This window comes from Citrobacter sp. Cb031 (genome assembly GCF_030336725.1).
GTDB classification, from domain to species: Bacteria; Pseudomonadota; Gammaproteobacteria; order Enterobacterales; family Enterobacteriaceae; genus Citrobacter; species Citrobacter braakii.
The window spans coordinates 34088-48361 of the sequence record NZ_JAOWDA010000035.1 but is presented as its reverse complement, the minus strand read 5'-3'; the positions used below and the strand labels follow the sequence as shown (position 1 = coordinate 48361).

Annotated in this window: 13 protein-coding genes; 7 read left to right on the top strand and 6 right to left on the bottom strand. The window is 52.9% G+C overall.

Features of this window, described 5'->3' with window-relative positions; all coding sequences use genetic code 11:
- Nucleotides 1–118: 118 nt before the first annotated feature.
- A complete protein-coding gene (tkt, locus tag OGV93_RS22025) occupies nucleotides 119–2110 on the bottom strand; it encodes a transketolase (RefSeq protein ID WP_016154386.1) in 1992 nt (663 codons plus the stop codon).
- A 279-nt stretch (nucleotides 2111–2389) separates the two neighbouring features.
- Between tkt and loiP the strand changes: the two genes are divergently transcribed.
- A complete protein-coding gene (loiP, locus tag OGV93_RS22020) occupies nucleotides 2390–3148 on the top strand; it encodes a metalloprotease LoiP (protein WP_016154387.1) in 759 nt (252 codons plus the stop codon).
- Nucleotides 3149–3259: 111 nt separating this feature from the next.
- Here the strand turns inward: loiP and speB are convergent, their stop codons facing one another.
- The 5 genes from speB to yqgG form a co-directional block, all read right to left on the bottom strand.
- Nucleotides 3260–4180 (bottom strand): agmatinase, encoded by a 921-nt coding sequence (gene speB / locus OGV93_RS22015; protein ID WP_016154388.1) that lies wholly within the window; start codon nucleotides 4178–4180, stop codon nucleotides 3260–3262.
- Between the two features lie 132 nt (nucleotides 4181–4312).
- Nucleotides 4313–5044: a hypothetical protein gene (locus tag OGV93_RS22010; RefSeq protein WP_101700209.1), complete on the bottom strand. Its 732-nt coding sequence runs from the start codon at nucleotides 5042–5044 to the stop codon at nucleotides 4313–4315.
- Between the two features lie 152 nt (nucleotides 5045–5196).
- Nucleotides 5197–7173: a biosynthetic arginine decarboxylase gene (gene speA / locus OGV93_RS22005; RefSeq protein ID WP_016154389.1), complete on the bottom strand. Its 1977-nt coding sequence runs from the start codon at nucleotides 7171–7173 to the stop codon at nucleotides 5197–5199.
- Between the two features lie 8 nt (nucleotides 7174–7181).
- On the bottom strand, nucleotides 7182–7313 hold the full coding sequence (gene yqgB / locus OGV93_RS22000) for an acid stress response protein YqgB (RefSeq protein ID WP_049041971.1): 132 nt from the start codon (nucleotides 7311–7313) through the stop codon (nucleotides 7182–7184).
- A gap of 91 nt (nucleotides 7314–7404) precedes the next feature.
- Nucleotides 7405–7542 (bottom strand): small protein YqgG, encoded by a 138-nt coding sequence (gene yqgG, locus OGV93_RS21995; protein ID WP_269149342.1) that lies wholly within the window; start codon nucleotides 7540–7542, stop codon nucleotides 7405–7407.
- 539 nt (nucleotides 7543–8081) lie between these two features.
- On the opposite strand from yqgG, the gene metK reads away from it, so the two are divergent.
- The 6 genes from metK to gshB all read left to right on the top strand — a co-directional run bounded on the left by metK (nucleotide 8082) and on the right by gshB (nucleotide 14173).
- Nucleotides 8082–9236 carry a methionine adenosyltransferase gene (metK, locus tag OGV93_RS21990; protein WP_003027071.1) on the top strand — a complete coding sequence of 385 codons (1155 nt, stop codon included), beginning with the start codon at nucleotides 8082–8084 and terminating at the stop codon, nucleotides 9234–9236.
- 398 nt (nucleotides 9237–9634) lie between these two features.
- The gene (gene galP, locus OGV93_RS21985) at nucleotides 9635–11029 is read left to right on the top strand and encodes a galactose/proton symporter (RefSeq protein ID WP_016154390.1); all 1395 of its coding nucleotides are present in this window, start codon (nucleotides 9635–9637) and stop codon (nucleotides 11027–11029) included.
- 77 nt (nucleotides 11030–11106) lie between these two features.
- Entirely contained in the window at nucleotides 11107–11604 is a 498-nt protein-coding gene (locus OGV93_RS21980; protein ID WP_016157438.1) for a SprT family zinc-dependent metalloprotease, read from the top strand.
- Between the two features lie 94 nt (nucleotides 11605–11698).
- Nucleotides 11699–12406 carry a deoxyribonuclease I gene (gene endA, locus OGV93_RS21975; protein ID WP_019077649.1) on the top strand — a complete coding sequence of 236 codons (708 nt, stop codon included), beginning with the start codon at nucleotides 11699–11701 and terminating at the stop codon, nucleotides 12404–12406.
- 75 nt (nucleotides 12407–12481) lie between these two features.
- Complete coding sequence (rsmE, locus tag OGV93_RS21970) at nucleotides 12482–13213, top strand: 16S rRNA (uracil(1498)-N(3))-methyltransferase (protein ID WP_016154393.1); 732 nt, start codon at nucleotides 12482–12484, stop codon at nucleotides 13211–13213.
- Nucleotides 13214–13225: 12 nt separating this feature from the next.
- Nucleotides 13226–14173, top strand: coding sequence for a glutathione synthase (gshB, locus tag OGV93_RS21965; protein WP_016154394.1), 948 nt, complete (start codon nucleotides 13226–13228; stop codon nucleotides 14171–14173).
- The last annotated feature ends 101 nt before the right edge of the window (nucleotides 14174–14274 follow it).

The window sequence follows — 14274 nt, the reverse complement described above, 5'->3', positions numbered from 1 at the left end:
CTCTAAATATCATATTTGTGATGCAAATCTACATTTTCGGGTTGCACACGACCAAATAAATTTAATTACTTTAAAAAAACGGGCCGCATAAGCGACCCGTTTTCACCTGTAATCAAAATTACAGCAGTTCTTTTGCTTTCGCGACAACGTTGTCGACAGTGAAGCCAAACTCTTCAAACAGCAGCTCAGCCGGTGCAGACTCACCAAAGGTAGTCATACCAACGATAGCGCCGTTCAGGCCCACGTATTTGAACCAGTAGTCTGCGATACCCGCTTCCACTGCAACACGTGCGGAAACAGCTTTCGGCAGTACAGACTCGCGATAAGCGGCATCCTGTTTGTCGAACGCGTCGGTAGACGGCATGGAAACAACGCGCGCTTTAACGCCTTCAGCGGTCAGTTTGTCCCAGGCAGCCACAGCCAGCTCAACTTCAGAACCGGTAGCGATGAAGATCAGTTCCGGCTGACCGGCGCAATCTTTCAGCACGTAACCACCGCGCGCGATGTTCGCCAGTTGCTCTTCGGTACGTTCCTGCTGTGCCAGGTTCTGGCGGGAGAGGATCAGCGCGGTTGGACCGTCCTGACGCTCTACACCGTATTTCCATGCAACGGCAGATTCAACCTGGTCACACGGACGCCAGGTGCTCATGTTCGGGGTCACACGTAGCGAAGCTACCTGCTCTACCGGCTGGTGAGTCGGGCCATCTTCGCCCAGACCGATGGAGTCGTGGGTATAGACCATCACCTGACGCTGTTTCATCAGCGCAGCCATACGCACCGCGTTACGGGCATATTCCACAAACATCAGGAAGGTGGAGGTATACGGCAGGAAGCCACCGTGCAGGGAGATACCGTTAGCGATAGCGGTCATACCGAATTCACGTACACCGTAATGGATGTAGTTACCGGCAGTATCTTCGTTGATAGCTTTAGAACCAGACCACAGAGTCAGGTTACTTGGTGCCAGGTCAGCGGAGCCGCCGAGGAATTCAGGCAACAGAGGACCAAACGCTTCAATCGCGTTCTGAGACGCTTTACGGCTGGCGATTTTCGCCGGGTTAGCCTGCAGCTTAGCGATGAACTCGTTCGCTTTTGCGTCGAAGTCAGACGGCATTTCACCTTTCATACGACGGGTGAATTCAGCGGCTTCCTGCGGGAAGGCTTTCGCATAAGCAGCGAACTTCTCGTTCCATGCTGCTTCTTTTGCCTGGCCTGCTTCTTTCGCATCCCACTGCGCGTAGATTTCAGACGGAATCTCAAACGGCGCGTATTTCCAGCCCAGCTGTTCGCGGGTCAGTGCGATTTCTGCATCACCCAGCGGCGCACCATGAGAGTCGTGGGTACCGGCTTTATTCGGGGAACCGAAACCGATGATGGTTTTGCACATCAGCAGGGACGGTTTGTCGGTCACAGCGCGAGCTTCTTCAACTGCGCGCTTAATCGCGTCAGCATCGTGACCATCAACGCCACGAACCACGTGCCAGCCGTAAGCTTCGAAACGCTTAGCGGTATCATCGGTGAACCAGCCTTCAACGTGGCCATCGATAGAGATGCCGTTGTCATCGTAGAACGCTACCAGTTTACCCAGCTTCAGCGTACCGGCCAGGGAACATACCTCGTGAGAGATACCTTCCATCATGCAGCCGTCGCCCATGAAAGCATAGGTGAAATGGTCAACGATGTCGTGACCAGGACGGTTAAACTGCGCCGCCAGCGTTTTTTCGGCGATAGCCATACCCACAGCATTCGCAATGCCCTGCCCCAGAGGACCGGTAGTGGTTTCAACACCCGCGGTGTAACCCACTTCCGGGTGACCCGGCGTTTTGGAATGCAGCTGACGGAAGTTCTGCAGCTCGGACATCGGCAGATCGTAGCCGGTGAGGTGCAGCAGGCTGTAAATCAGCATGGAGCCGTGGCCGTTGGACAGCACGAAGCGGTCACGGTCAGCCCAGGACGGGTTAGTCGGGTTGTGGTTCAGGAAATCACGCCACAGGACTTCGGCAATGTCAGCCATACCCATCGGGGCACCCGGGTGACCGGATTTGGCTTTCTGTACTGCGTCCATGCTCAGCGCACGAATAGCATTGGCAAGCTCTTTACGTGAGGACATTTTGACTCCAGATCGGATAATGAAGGCTGAGCCCTTAACGACTTGACGACAGCGCGTTTTGGGCTACGCCGGAAAAAAGTGCCAACAATGTAACCCAAGCCGCGTGTCATGTACATGGAGCATCCTTTTACCGCTTCAGAAATCTCTGGATCATGCGCGCAAGTTGCGCAATCTTCTCGCCCGCTGAATGTTCTTTTCTTTATACTAAGGCCGAGCGTCGGTTTACCTGCAAACGACGCATTTTTTAGAAAAATCCTGACTTTGTGCGGAAGAGAAAAAATGAAAATTCGCGCTTTACTGCTTGCTACGAGCATGGCGGCGGCATTGACCGGCTGCCAGAACATGGACTCAAACGGACTGCTTTCTTCTGGCGCAGAGGCTTTTCAGGCCTATAGTCTGAGCGATACTCAGGTAAAAGCGCTGAGCGATCAGGCCTGTAAAGATATGGACAGCAAGGCTACTATCGCCCCTGCCAGCAGCGAGTATGCAACGCGTCTTGGCAAAATCGCCGCCGCGCTTGGCGACAACATTAATGGCCAGCCGGTGAACTACAAAGTCTATATGGCGAAAGATGTGAATGCCTTTGCCATGGCGAACGGTTGTATCCGCGTGTACAGCGGCCTGATGGACATGATGACCGATAACGAAGTCGAAGCGGTGATCGGCCACGAAATGGGCCACGTCGCGCTGGGTCATGTGAAAAAAGGCATGCAGGTCGCGCTGGGCACTAACGCCGTACGTGCAGCAGCGGCTTCCGCTGGCGGCATTGTCGGCAGCCTGTCGCAGTCGCAATTGGGCGATCTTGGCGAGAAACTGGTGAACTCGCAGTTCTCCCAGCGTCAGGAATCCGAAGCGGATGATTACTCGTATGATTTGTTGCGCAAACGTGGGATCAATCCGGCAGGACTGGCTACCAGCTTTGAGAAACTGGCTAAACTGGAAGCAGGACGCCAAAGCTCAATGTTTGACGATCACCCGGCATCTGCAGAACGTGCGCAACACATTCGCGATCGCATGAGCGCAGACGGGATAAAATAATCCTCGAACAGTGCCGGATGGCGGCGTGAACGCCTTATCTGGCCTACAAATTCAGCAATAATGTAGGCCGGACTAGCGTCAGCGACATCCGGCAAAATAGTCCGAAACCCGTTATTCGCCTTTCTTCGCCGCCTGGATATACAGCATTTCCAGTGCCAGCGTAGCCGCCGCCAGCGCGGTGATCTCTGACTGATCGTAGGCCGGAGCCACTTCCACCACATCCATCCCGACGATATTCAGATCTTTCAGACCACGTACCAGCTTGATCGCGCGATCGGAAGTCAGACCGCCAATCACGGGCGTACCGGTTCCTGGAGCAAACGCCGGATCGAGGCAGTCGATATCAAAGGTCAGATACACCGGCATATCACCAACAATCTGCTTAACCTGGGCGATGATGTCATCTACGCCGCGATCGTTCACCTGGCAAGCATCCAGCACGGTAAAGCCGTTATCTTTGTCGAACTCTGTACGAATACCGATCTGCACAGAGTGATTCGGATCGATCAGACCTTCGTTCGGCGCAGTGTAGAACATGGTACCGTGGTCGAATTCACAGCCGTTAGCGTAGGTGTCGGTGTGGGCATCAAAGTGTACCAGCGCCATTTTACCAAAGTGTTTAGCATGCGCGCGCAGGAGCGGCAGCGTGACGAAGTGGTCACCGCCGAAAGAGAGCATGCGCTTACCGGCAGAAAGCAACTTCTCAGCATGCGCCTGCAGTTTTTCACTCATTTCACGGGCATCACCGAACGCATAAACCAGATCGCCGCAGTCCACCACGTTCAGGCGCTCGCGCATATCGAAGTCCCACGGGAAGCGATTGTGTTCCCACGCCAGGTTAGTGGAAACCTGACGGATCGCAGCCGGACCATGACGACCGCCCGCGCGGCCAGACGTTGCCATATCAAACGGTACGCCGGTGATCACCCAATCGGCGTCGCTGTCATACGGCATGAAGTTCATCGGCAGACGCAAAAAACCAAAGGCGTTAGAAACCAGGGAGTTGTCGTATTGATGACCTAAGGTGCTCATGGCAAAAACCTCATATTCGTCGGTATAAAAAAACCCTTCCGCGTCGTTAGGCCCGACGAGGAAGGGTTAGATTTTTTAAAACAGATTTTGTGTAATTATCGCCTTAAAACTTCCCCGCTTCAAGCAGCGCGTTTATTGACGACATGGCGGCGGGGCATAACCATTACTGTCCGCCGGGAATGCCTGCGCGGAGCAAGGCGGGAGCGTTTTTACGACCAGGCCCTGCAAAGCAAATGCGGCGAAACCAATCACTCCGATGTTGCGCTTGTCACCCTGCGCAGAGTTAGCGGCGTAGGAGTTTGAAGCATCAGAAAACCGAAATTCGGCTTCAGTATACTTATCTTTTCGGAACCCTTTGATTGCCAGCGAATCTCCCGCATTAACAATATAACCGCTGTTATTCAGCGAACCAGGTTTGCCGTTAAGTACATCAAGCCCATCTACAGTCGCGACGATTTCATAGTTCGTATCTCGACTGTGATTGCGCACATACAATTGATAATTTGTCCCCACCCTGGCTGGAAGACTATATTGCCATTGCCCAACAGAAGAGTTGTAAAGACGGGTAATAGGGATAGAATTAAAATTAGCATCGCGAACAGCATATTCCAAATCACTAATGCGTATGCTGTATACTCTATCGTAACCCGTCGAATACTTTGCAGAATAATTTATTAATATGACTTCGGCAGGGTCGCGCTCCGCACGTTCTACAGATACGCCCGTTACCGTTGAGTGCACGTCGCCGCCCCAGGCCGTTCCCACGCCTGGCGAAGGTGCACTGCTATAATATGCGGGCACGGAACAGCCACCAGCAAGTAAAAAAATTACGGCAAAAAACACGTTCCACTTAAATCCCTTCATCTCGATTCCTTTTCTGTTTCCGAGTTATTACATCGGCAACAGTAGAGTTCTAAAAAGATAAAAGAAAGAGTTGCCACCATATTTCAGATTTCATTAATAAAAAAAGAGCCGGTTTATATAAATAAGCCGGCTCTCAAGCAGATATATCTTAATTACTCGTCTTCGAGATAGGTATATCCGTACAGTCCTGCCTCAAACTCTTCGAGGAACTGCTGCTGCAACTCGGTATCCAGATCGGTGTTTTTCACCTGGTCACGGAACTGAGTTAGCAGGGTGTTCGGATCCAACTGCACGTATTGCAGCATATCCGCCACGGTATCCCCTTCATCAGATAGCTCAACTTCCACGCTGCCGTCAGGAAAGACGAACACGTCAACCGCTTCGGTATCACCGAACAGGTTGTGCATGTTGCCAAGGATCTCCTGGTACGCACCCACCATAAAGAAGCCCAGCATCGGCGGGTTCTCCGGGTCGTATTCCGGCATCGGCATGGTGGTCGCAATGCCGTCACCATCAACATAGTGGTCGATAGCGCCATCAGAGTCACAGGTGATATCCAGCAGAACCGCACGGCGCTCAGGAGCTTTGTTCAGCCCTTCCAGCGGCATCACCGGGAACAGCTGATCGATCCCCCACGCATCCGGCATCGACTGGAACAGCGAGAAGTTGACGTAAATCTTATCCGCCATACGCTCCTGCAACTCGTCGATAATCGGACGGTGCGCGCGGTTGCTCGGGTCGAGTTGTTTTTGCACATCGTGACACATGTTCAGATAGAGCTGTTCTGCCCACGCGCGTTCCTGCAGGCTAAAGGTGCCTGAAGAGTACCCAACGTGAATATCGTGCAGATCCATTTGGCTGTCGTGCAGCCATTCACGCAGCGAACGACGGGTTCCCGGCTCATGCATCTCTTGCCAGGTTTCCCACATGCTTTGCAGGGCACGCGGCGCATCGTCAGCCGGAGGCGTTGCTTCGGTATGCTCGCTACGCTCAACGCCGATAATATTAGACACCAGCACGGTATGATGCGCGGTAACAGCGCGACCGGATTCGGTAATTACCGTCGGGTGCGGCAGACCGTGCTCTTCACAGGCGTCGCCAATGGCCCAGATGATGTTGTTCGCGTATTCGTTCAGGCCGTAGTTTACGGAGCAGTCAGACTGCGAACGGGTACCTTCGTAGTCCACGCCCAGGCCACCGCCCACGTCGAAGCACTGGATATTTACGCCAAGCTTGTGCAGCTCAACGTAGAAACGCGCCGACTCACGTACGCCGGTGGCAATATCACGAATGTTCGCCATCTGTGAGCCGAGGTGGAAGTGCAGCAACTGAATACTGTCCAGACGACCGCGCTCGCGCAGCATTTCTACCAGTTGCAGCACCTGGTTTGCCGCCAGGCCAAATTTCGATTTCTCTCCGCCGGAGGACTGCCATTTGCCGGAACCCTGCGACGCCAGACGCGCACGCACGCCCAGACGCGGAACAACATTCAGTCGTTCAGCTTCATCCAGCACGATAGCGATTTCAGACATCTTCTCGATGACCAGATAGATCTTATGGCCCATCTTTTCGCCAATTAGCGCCAGGCGGATGTATTCGCGGTCTTTATAGCCGTTACACACGATCACGCTGCGGGTCATTCCGGCATGAGCCAGAACGGCCATCAGTTCAGCTTTAGAACCGGCTTCCAGCCCCAGCGGTTCGCCGGAGTGGATCAGCGATTCAATCACGCGACGGTGCTGGTTAACCTTGATCGGGTAAACGAGGAAATAGTCACCGTTGTAGCCGTAAGACTCACGGGCGCGCTTAAACGCGGCGTTAATCGAACGCAGACGGTGTTGCAGGATCTGCGGGAAGCAGAACAATGCAGGCAAACGCTGGCCCTGCGCTTCACGGGCTTTCACCAACTCAGCAAGGTCAACGCGCGCTTCTGGTACGTCGGGATCCGGGCACACGCTGATGTGGCCCAGTTCATTGACGTCATAGTAGTTATTACCCCACCAGGCAATATTGTAAGTACGCAGCATCTTGCTGGCTTCCTGGGAACTCATTGCAACCTCCTGCATGGAGCGTAGTACACCGTGTTCGCCTGCTGACGAAGGCGAACCCAAAGAAATGTCGTCAGACATAGCGAACCTCAAATTTTATTAACAAGTGTAAAACAGTTGACTACTATCGCAATCCGAAGACGCGATAACAACCCAAATACAGGCAGAATTTCCAGCAGATAGTGCTGACGCTCCGACTGTGCGACCGGTTTCTTTTTCATATCAATGTAAACACGTAACCGAACTTAATGCTGACGGTTCGGCGAAACCACGAGAAAACTCTTGTTTACCAAGAGCGCCCTTGTTCAGTTCTTAGTGACCGTTGCCGGCCCTGGAGTCCTGAGAAGCGCCGAGATGGGTATAACATCGGCAGGTATGCAAGATGCAGATTGCGGGGGACATATGTACACCAGAACGGTGCGACAGATTCAGCAGAATACAACGGTTCATTATCTCGTATCACCTCCACGGTTGCTCCTGACGGAACGAACCCACAAGCCAAAGCTAAAGTTTTAACCCGGCTGGAAGTGGCAACACGATGAAAACGTCGTGTGCTTTTTTGTCTATCCTCAATAAATCGAGTTGCGGGAAGGCGGCAACGCAGTGAATCCCCGGGCGCTTACAGGAGTAAGTGACTGGGCCGAGTATTGCCAACGCACATGCAACTTGAAGTATGACGGATATGAGCCGCGCGCCGCGTTTTATACCGACAACAGTACGAAAAAGCAAAAGATAAATACGCGCATTGCCAGCACCGTCAGGAAAAATTTCCAGTTACATTTTCAATACAATGCGAGCTCAATCAAAAAAAGCTGGAAATCAGGCGCAGAACCGACTTAAAATAGCCGTCCAGATGTTAATCCATCTATACCGATTAACACTCAGACTGCCAGTGTCCGTCATCTGCAGACTCATGGTAGAATCTTCTACACATGGCTATTCCACTCGACAGTTTGAGCTAACTACATTCTCCTTAGGTGAAATTAAATATGGCAAAACACCTTTTTACGTCCGAGTCCGTATCAGAAGGGCATCCTGACAAAATCGCTGACCAAATCTCTGATGCCGTGCTGGATGCAATCCTGGAGCAGGATCCGAAAGCACGCGTTGCCTGCGAAACCTACGTCAAAACCGGCATGGTTTTAGTTGGCGGTGAGATCACCACCAGCGCATGGGTTGATATCGAAGAGATCACCCGTAACACGGTTCGCGAAATTGGCTATGTGCATTCCGACATGGGCTTTGATGCCAACTCTTGTGCGGTACTGAGCGCGATTGGTAAACAGTCTCCGGACATCAACCAGGGTGTTGACCGTGCGGATCCGCTGGAACAGGGCGCAGGCGACCAGGGTCTGATGTTTGGTTATGCAACCAACGAAACCGACGTGCTGATGCCAGCCCCGATTACCTATGCTCACCGTCTGGTGCAGCGTCAGGCTGAAGTGCGTAAAAACGGCACCTTATCCTGGCTGCGACCGGATGCAAAAAGCCAGGTAACCTTCCAGTATGACGACGGTAAAATCGTCGGTATTGATGCGGTTGTTCTGTCGACTCAGCACTCTGAAGATATCGATCAGAAATCGCTGCAAGAAGCCGTTATGGAAGAGATCATCAAGCCGGTACTGCCGACTGAATGGCTGACAGCTTCAACCAAGTTCTTCATCAACCCAACCGGTCGTTTCGTTATCGGCGGTCCAATGGGTGACTGCGGTCTGACGGGTCGTAAAATCATCGTTGATACCTACGGCGGCATGGCCCGTCACGGCGGCGGCGCATTCTCTGGTAAGGATCCGTCTAAAGTTGACCGTTCCGCAGCTTATGCAGCCCGCTACGTAGCGAAAAACATCGTTGCCGCTGGCCTGGCTGACCGTTGTGAGATTCAGGTTTCCTACGCAATCGGCGTGGCTGAACCGACCTCTATCATGGTGGAAACGTTCGGTACTGAAAAAGTGCCTTCAGAACAGCTGACCCTGCTGGTGCGTGAGTTCTTCGACCTGCGCCCGTATGGCCTGATTCAGATGCTGGATCTGCTGCACCCGATTTACAAAGAAACCGCCGCTTACGGTCACTTTGGTCGCGAACATTTCCCATGGGAAAAAACCGACAAAGCCGCCCTGCTGCGTGAAGCTGCCGGTCTGAAGTAATTCCCCGACGGCTCAATGCTTATGAAGACCAGCCTCGTGCTGGTCTTTTTTTATGTCATTTGCTCTCCCATCCCCCATCGCTATAACCACGCTAATTTCATTTGCTTCAATAACAAATGAAAGCGATTACATAGCACGGTATTTCTATCCACCTTGAATTCACATCTCTTCGTTACCAGCATTGCATCACTGTTACATCATATTTCAGCATTGTCTTAAAATCAGCCAATCAACTTTATTCTATAATAATAAATAATGTTAACTTTCAACTCATTAAACAATAATCCACATGAATGCCAGTGTAACCGATTACACTAATGTGATGTGATTCGCATTTTTTTACCCCGTACTCACCTACCCTTAACATCAACAAAACTAGCTACCCAACGGAGGGCATCATGCCTGACAATAAAAAAACGGGGCATTCCAACAAAGCCATGACATTTTTTGTCTGCTTCCTGGCAGCCCTGGCTGGATTACTTTTTGGCCTGGATATCGGTGTTATTGCCGGTGCTTTACCATTCATCACCGACGAGTTCCAAATTACCCCACACACTCAGGAATGGGTGGTGAGTTCCATGATGTTTGGTGCGGCAGTGGGCGCCGTCGGCAGTGGTTGGCTCTCCTTCAAGCTGGGGCGTAAAAAAAGCCTGATGATCGGCGCAATCCTGTTTGTTGCCGGTTCGCTGTTCTCCGCCGCAGCGCCAAACGTTGAAGTGCTGCTGGTTTCCCGCGTGCTGCTCGGCCTGGCAGTCGGCGTTGCGTCTTATACCGCACCGTTGTACTTGTCCGAAATCGCCCCGGAAAAAATTCGCGGCAGCATGATTTCTATGTATCAGTTAATGATCACTATCGGTATTTTAGGTGCGTATCTTTCCGATACGGCATTTAGCTACAGCGGCGCATGGCGCTGGATGCTGGGCGTGATCATCATCCCTGCCCTGTTACTGCTGGTTGGCGTCATCTTCCTGCCGGACAGCCCGCGTTGGTTTGCGGCTAAACGTCGTTTTGTCGATGCCGAACGCGTTCTGTTGCGTCTGCGTGACACCAGCGCTGAAGCCAAACGCGAGCTGGATGAAATTCGTGAAAGCCTGCAAGTGAAGCAGAGCGGCTGGGCGCTGTTTAAAGAAAACAGCAACTTCCGCCGCGCGGTTTTCCTCGGCGTCCTGTTACAGGTGATGCAGCAGTTCACCGGGATGAACGTCATTATGTATTACGCGCCAAAAATCTTTGAGCTGGCGGGTTACACCAACACCACCGAACAGATGTGGGGGACCGTTATTGTCGGTCTGACCAACGTGCTGGCAACCTTTATCGCCATTGGCCTGGTTGACCGCTGGGGCCGAAAACCTACGCTGATCCTCGGCTTTATCGTCATGGCCGTCGGTATGGGCGTGCTGGGTACAATGATGCACGTGGGTATTCACTCGCCAGCCGCACAATACTTCGCTGTCCTGATGCTGCTAATGTTTATCGTTGGCTTTGCGATGAGCGCCGGTCCGCTGATTTGGGTACTGTGCTCTGAAATCCAGCCGCTGAAAGGTCGCGATTTCGGCATCACCTGCTCTACCGCAACTAACTGGATTGCCAACATGATTGTCGGCGCAACCTTCCTGACGATGCTGAACTCGCTGGGCAGCGCCAACACCTTCTGGGTCTACGGTGGCCTGAACGTACTGTTCATCTTCCTGACCCTGTGGCTGATCCCTGAAACTAAAAACGTCTCTCTGGAACACATTGAACGTAACCTGATGAAAGGTCGTAAACTGCGCGAAATTGGCGCACACGACTAATCTCGTTAGGCTTCCTCCCCCGTGGGAGGGAGCCTTCCTCTTGCAGTCCCTTCCCTGTCGCACTATCCTCTGGCGTTATGAAAACCTCCCGTCTCCCGATCGCCATCCAGCAAGCCGTTATGCGCAGCCTGCGGGAAAAACTCGCTCAGGCCAATCTCAAGCTCGAACGCCAATACCCGGAACCAAAGCTGGTTTACCAACAGCGCGGAACCGCCGCGGGTACCGCGTGGCTACAAACCTACGAAATTCGTCTTAATCCAGTTTTGCTGATGGAGAATGTTGACGCGTTCGTTAACGAAGTGGTGCCCCATGAACTGGCGCATCTACTGGTGTGGAAACACTTTGGCCGCGTACCGCCGCACGGGAAAGAGTGGAAATGGATGATGGAGAGCGTGCTGGGCGTACCGGCCCGGCGCACGCATCAGTTTGAGCTGCAATCCGTGCAGCGTAAGACCTTTACATACCGCTGTAAGTGTCAGGAACACCAACTGACCGTCCGCCGCCATAACCGCGTTGTACGCGGCGAAGCCACCTACCGCTGCGTTCACTGCGGTGAACCGCTGGTTGCAGAATAATCTTCAGAATTATCAGGAACTTTTCTGATCTAACTGATTGCATACAGGAATGACTTTCGCTACGTTGCGGGCTCGTTTTGACACGGAGTTCGTGATGTACCGTAATCTTTCTTTTGCTGCGGCCCTGTTAGCCGCTGCGTTTTCAGGCTCGGTTTTAGCCGAAGGCATCAACAGTTTTTCTCAGGCAAAAGCAGCAGGCGTTAAAGTTAACGCCGATGCGCCAGGCGATTTCTATTGCGGATGTAAAATTAACTGGCAAGGAAAAAAAGGGGTCGTTGACCTCGAATCCTGCGGCTATAAAGTGCGAAAAAATGAAAACCGCGCCAGTCGAATTGAATGGGAACACGTTGTCCCCGCCTGGCAATTTGGTCATCAGCGCCAGTGCTGGCAGGACGGAGGGCGTAAAAACTGCGCTAAAGATCCGGTCTATCGCAAAATGGAAAGCGATATGCATAACCTGCAGCCCGCGGTGGGTGAGGTCAATGGCGATCGCGCAAACTTTATGTACAGCCAGTGGAACGGTGGCGAAGGCCAATATGGACAATGCACCATGAAGGTTGACTTCAAAGAGAAAGTTGCCGAGCCACCAGCCCGCGCCCGTGGCGCCATCGCGCGTACCTATTTTTACATGCGCGACCAATACAACCTGACGCTCTCCCGCCAGCAAACTCAGCTTTTTAATGCCTGGAATAAGCAGTATCCGGTCACCGATTGGGAGTGTGAGCGCGACGAACGCATTGCGAAGGTTCAGGGGAACCATAACCCCTATGTGCAACACGCTTGCCAGGCGCAAAAGAGCTAACCTACACTAGCAGCAATATTTTTTAACCATGCCCTGGCCTTTTGCAGCCCAGGGCCATGACGCGGATGTTTAACTATGCGCATTCCTCGCATTTATCACCCTGAGCCACTCACTTCCGGCAGCCAAATTTCACTGTGTGAAGATGCAGCCAACCATATCGGCCGCGTGCTGCGTATGGGACCAGGCCAGGCGCTACAGCTGTTTGATGGCAGCAATCAGGTATTCGACGCCGAAATCACCCACGCCAGTAAGAAAAGCGTGGACGTGAAGGTGCTTAACGCTGAACTCGACGATCGAGAATCGCCGCTACACATCCACCTGGGCCAGGTGATGTCGCGGGGTGAAAAAATGGAATTTACTATCCAAAAATCGATTGAACTGGGTGTAAGCCTCATTACGCCACTTTTTTCTGAGCGCTGCGGCGTTAAACTGGACAGCGAACGCCTTAACAAGAAGCTTCAGCAGTGGCAGAAAATCGCCATTGCCGCCTGCGAACAGTGCGGTCGTAATCGGGTGCCTGAAATTCGCCCGGCGATGGATCTGGAAGCGTGGTGCGCCGAACAGGATGAAGGTCTGAAACTGAACCTGCATCCCCGCGCCAGCGCCAGCATCAATACGCTGCCGCTCCCGGTGGAACGCATCCGCTTGCTGATTGGCCCCGAAGGTGGGCTGTCGGCAGATGAAATTGCCATGACCGCACGGTATCAGTTTACTGATATTCTGTTAGGACCTCGCGTTCTGCGTACTGAGACAACTGCGCTCACCGCCATCACCGCGCTACAGGTGCGTTTTGGCGATCTGGGCTAACGGAGAAGAACAATGATCAAGCTCGGCATCGTGATGGATCCCATCGCAAGCATCAATATCAAGAAAGATTCCAGCTTCGCTATGCTGCTGGAAGCGCAACGTCGCGGTTACGAAATTCATTATATGGAAATGGCCGATCTCTATCTGATCAACGGTGAAGCCCGCGCCCGTACGCGTACCCTGAGCGTAGAGCAGAACTACGACAAATGGTATGAGTTCAATAGCGAGCAAGATCTCCCGCTGGCAGATCTGGACGTCATTCTGATGCGTAAGGATCCGCCGTTTGATACCGAGTTCATCTATGCAACCTATATTCTGGAACGTGCAGAGGAGAAAGGGACGCTAATCGTCAACAAACCGCAGAGCCTGCGCGATTGTAACGAGAAGCTGTTCACCGCATGGTTTGCCGACCTGACACCGGAAACGCTGGTCACGCGTAACAAAGCGCAGCTGAAAGCCTTCTGGCAAAAACACAGCGACATCATTCTCAAACCGCTGGACGGCATGGGCGGCGCATCTATTTTCCGCGTCAAGGAAGGCGATCCGAACCTTGGCGTCATTGCCGAAACGCTGACCGAGCACGGTACCCGTTATTGCATGGCGCAGAACTATCTGCCGGCAATTAAAGACGGCGATAAACGCGTGCTGGTGGTCGATGGCGAACCCGTTCCGTACTGCCTGGCGCGTATTCCACAAGGCGGCGAAACCCGTGGCAACCTGGCAGCCGGCGGTCGTGGCGAGCCGCGTCCATTAACCGACAGCGACTGGGAAATTGCACGTCGCATTGGGCCAACGCTGAAAGCAAAAGGTTTGATTTTTGTCGGTCTGGATATCATTGGCGACCGTCTGACGGAAATTAACGTCACCAGCCCAACCTGTATTCGTGAAATTGAAGCGGAGTTCCCGGTTTCGATTACCGGTATGCTGATGGACGCCATCGAGGCACGTTTGCAGAAATAAATAAGTTGCCGGATGGCGATGCCTTCGCGTCTTATCCGGCCTACATTCGCACCCCGTAGGCCGGATAAGGCGAAGCCGCCATCCGGCAAAGCTATCTTCAG

Coding starts and splice junctions, on each gene's coding strand:
- OGV93_RS21980 (WP_016157438.1), top strand. CDS start 11,107: ATGAAAACCTCCCGTCTCCCGATCGCCATCCAGCAAGCCGTTATGCGC.
- galP (WP_016154390.1), top strand. CDS start 9,635: ATGCCTGACAATAAAAAAACGGGGCATTCCAACAAAGCCATGACATTT.
- gshB (WP_016154394.1), top strand. CDS start 13,226: ATGATCAAGCTCGGCATCGTGATGGATCCCATCGCAAGCATCAATATC.
- speA (WP_016154389.1), bottom strand. CDS start 7,173: ATGTCTGACGACATTTCTTTGGGTTCGCCTTCGTCAGCAGGCGAACAC.
- loiP (WP_016154387.1), top strand. CDS start 2,390: ATGAAAATTCGCGCTTTACTGCTTGCTACGAGCATGGCGGCGGCATTG.
- tkt (WP_016154386.1), bottom strand. CDS start 2,110: ATGTCCTCACGTAAAGAGCTTGCCAATGCTATTCGTGCGCTGAGCATG.
- OGV93_RS22010 (WP_101700209.1), bottom strand. CDS start 5,044: ATGAAGGGATTTAAGTGGAACGTGTTTTTTGCCGTAATTTTTTTACTT.
- rsmE (WP_016154393.1), top strand. CDS start 12,482: ATGCGCATTCCTCGCATTTATCACCCTGAGCCACTCACTTCCGGCAGC.
- speB (WP_016154388.1), bottom strand. CDS start 4,180: ATGAGCACCTTAGGTCATCAATACGACAACTCCCTGGTTTCTAACGCC.
- yqgG (WP_269149342.1), bottom strand. CDS start 7,542: ATGAACCGTTGTATTCTGCTGAATCTGTCGCACCGTTCTGGTGTACAT.
- yqgB (WP_049041971.1), bottom strand. CDS start 7,313: ATGAAAAAGAAACCGGTCGCACAGTCGGAGCGTCAGCACTATCTGCTG.
- metK (WP_003027071.1), top strand. CDS start 8,082: ATGGCAAAACACCTTTTTACGTCCGAGTCCGTATCAGAAGGGCATCCT.
- endA (WP_019077649.1), top strand. CDS start 11,699: ATGTACCGTAATCTTTCTTTTGCTGCGGCCCTGTTAGCCGCTGCGTTT.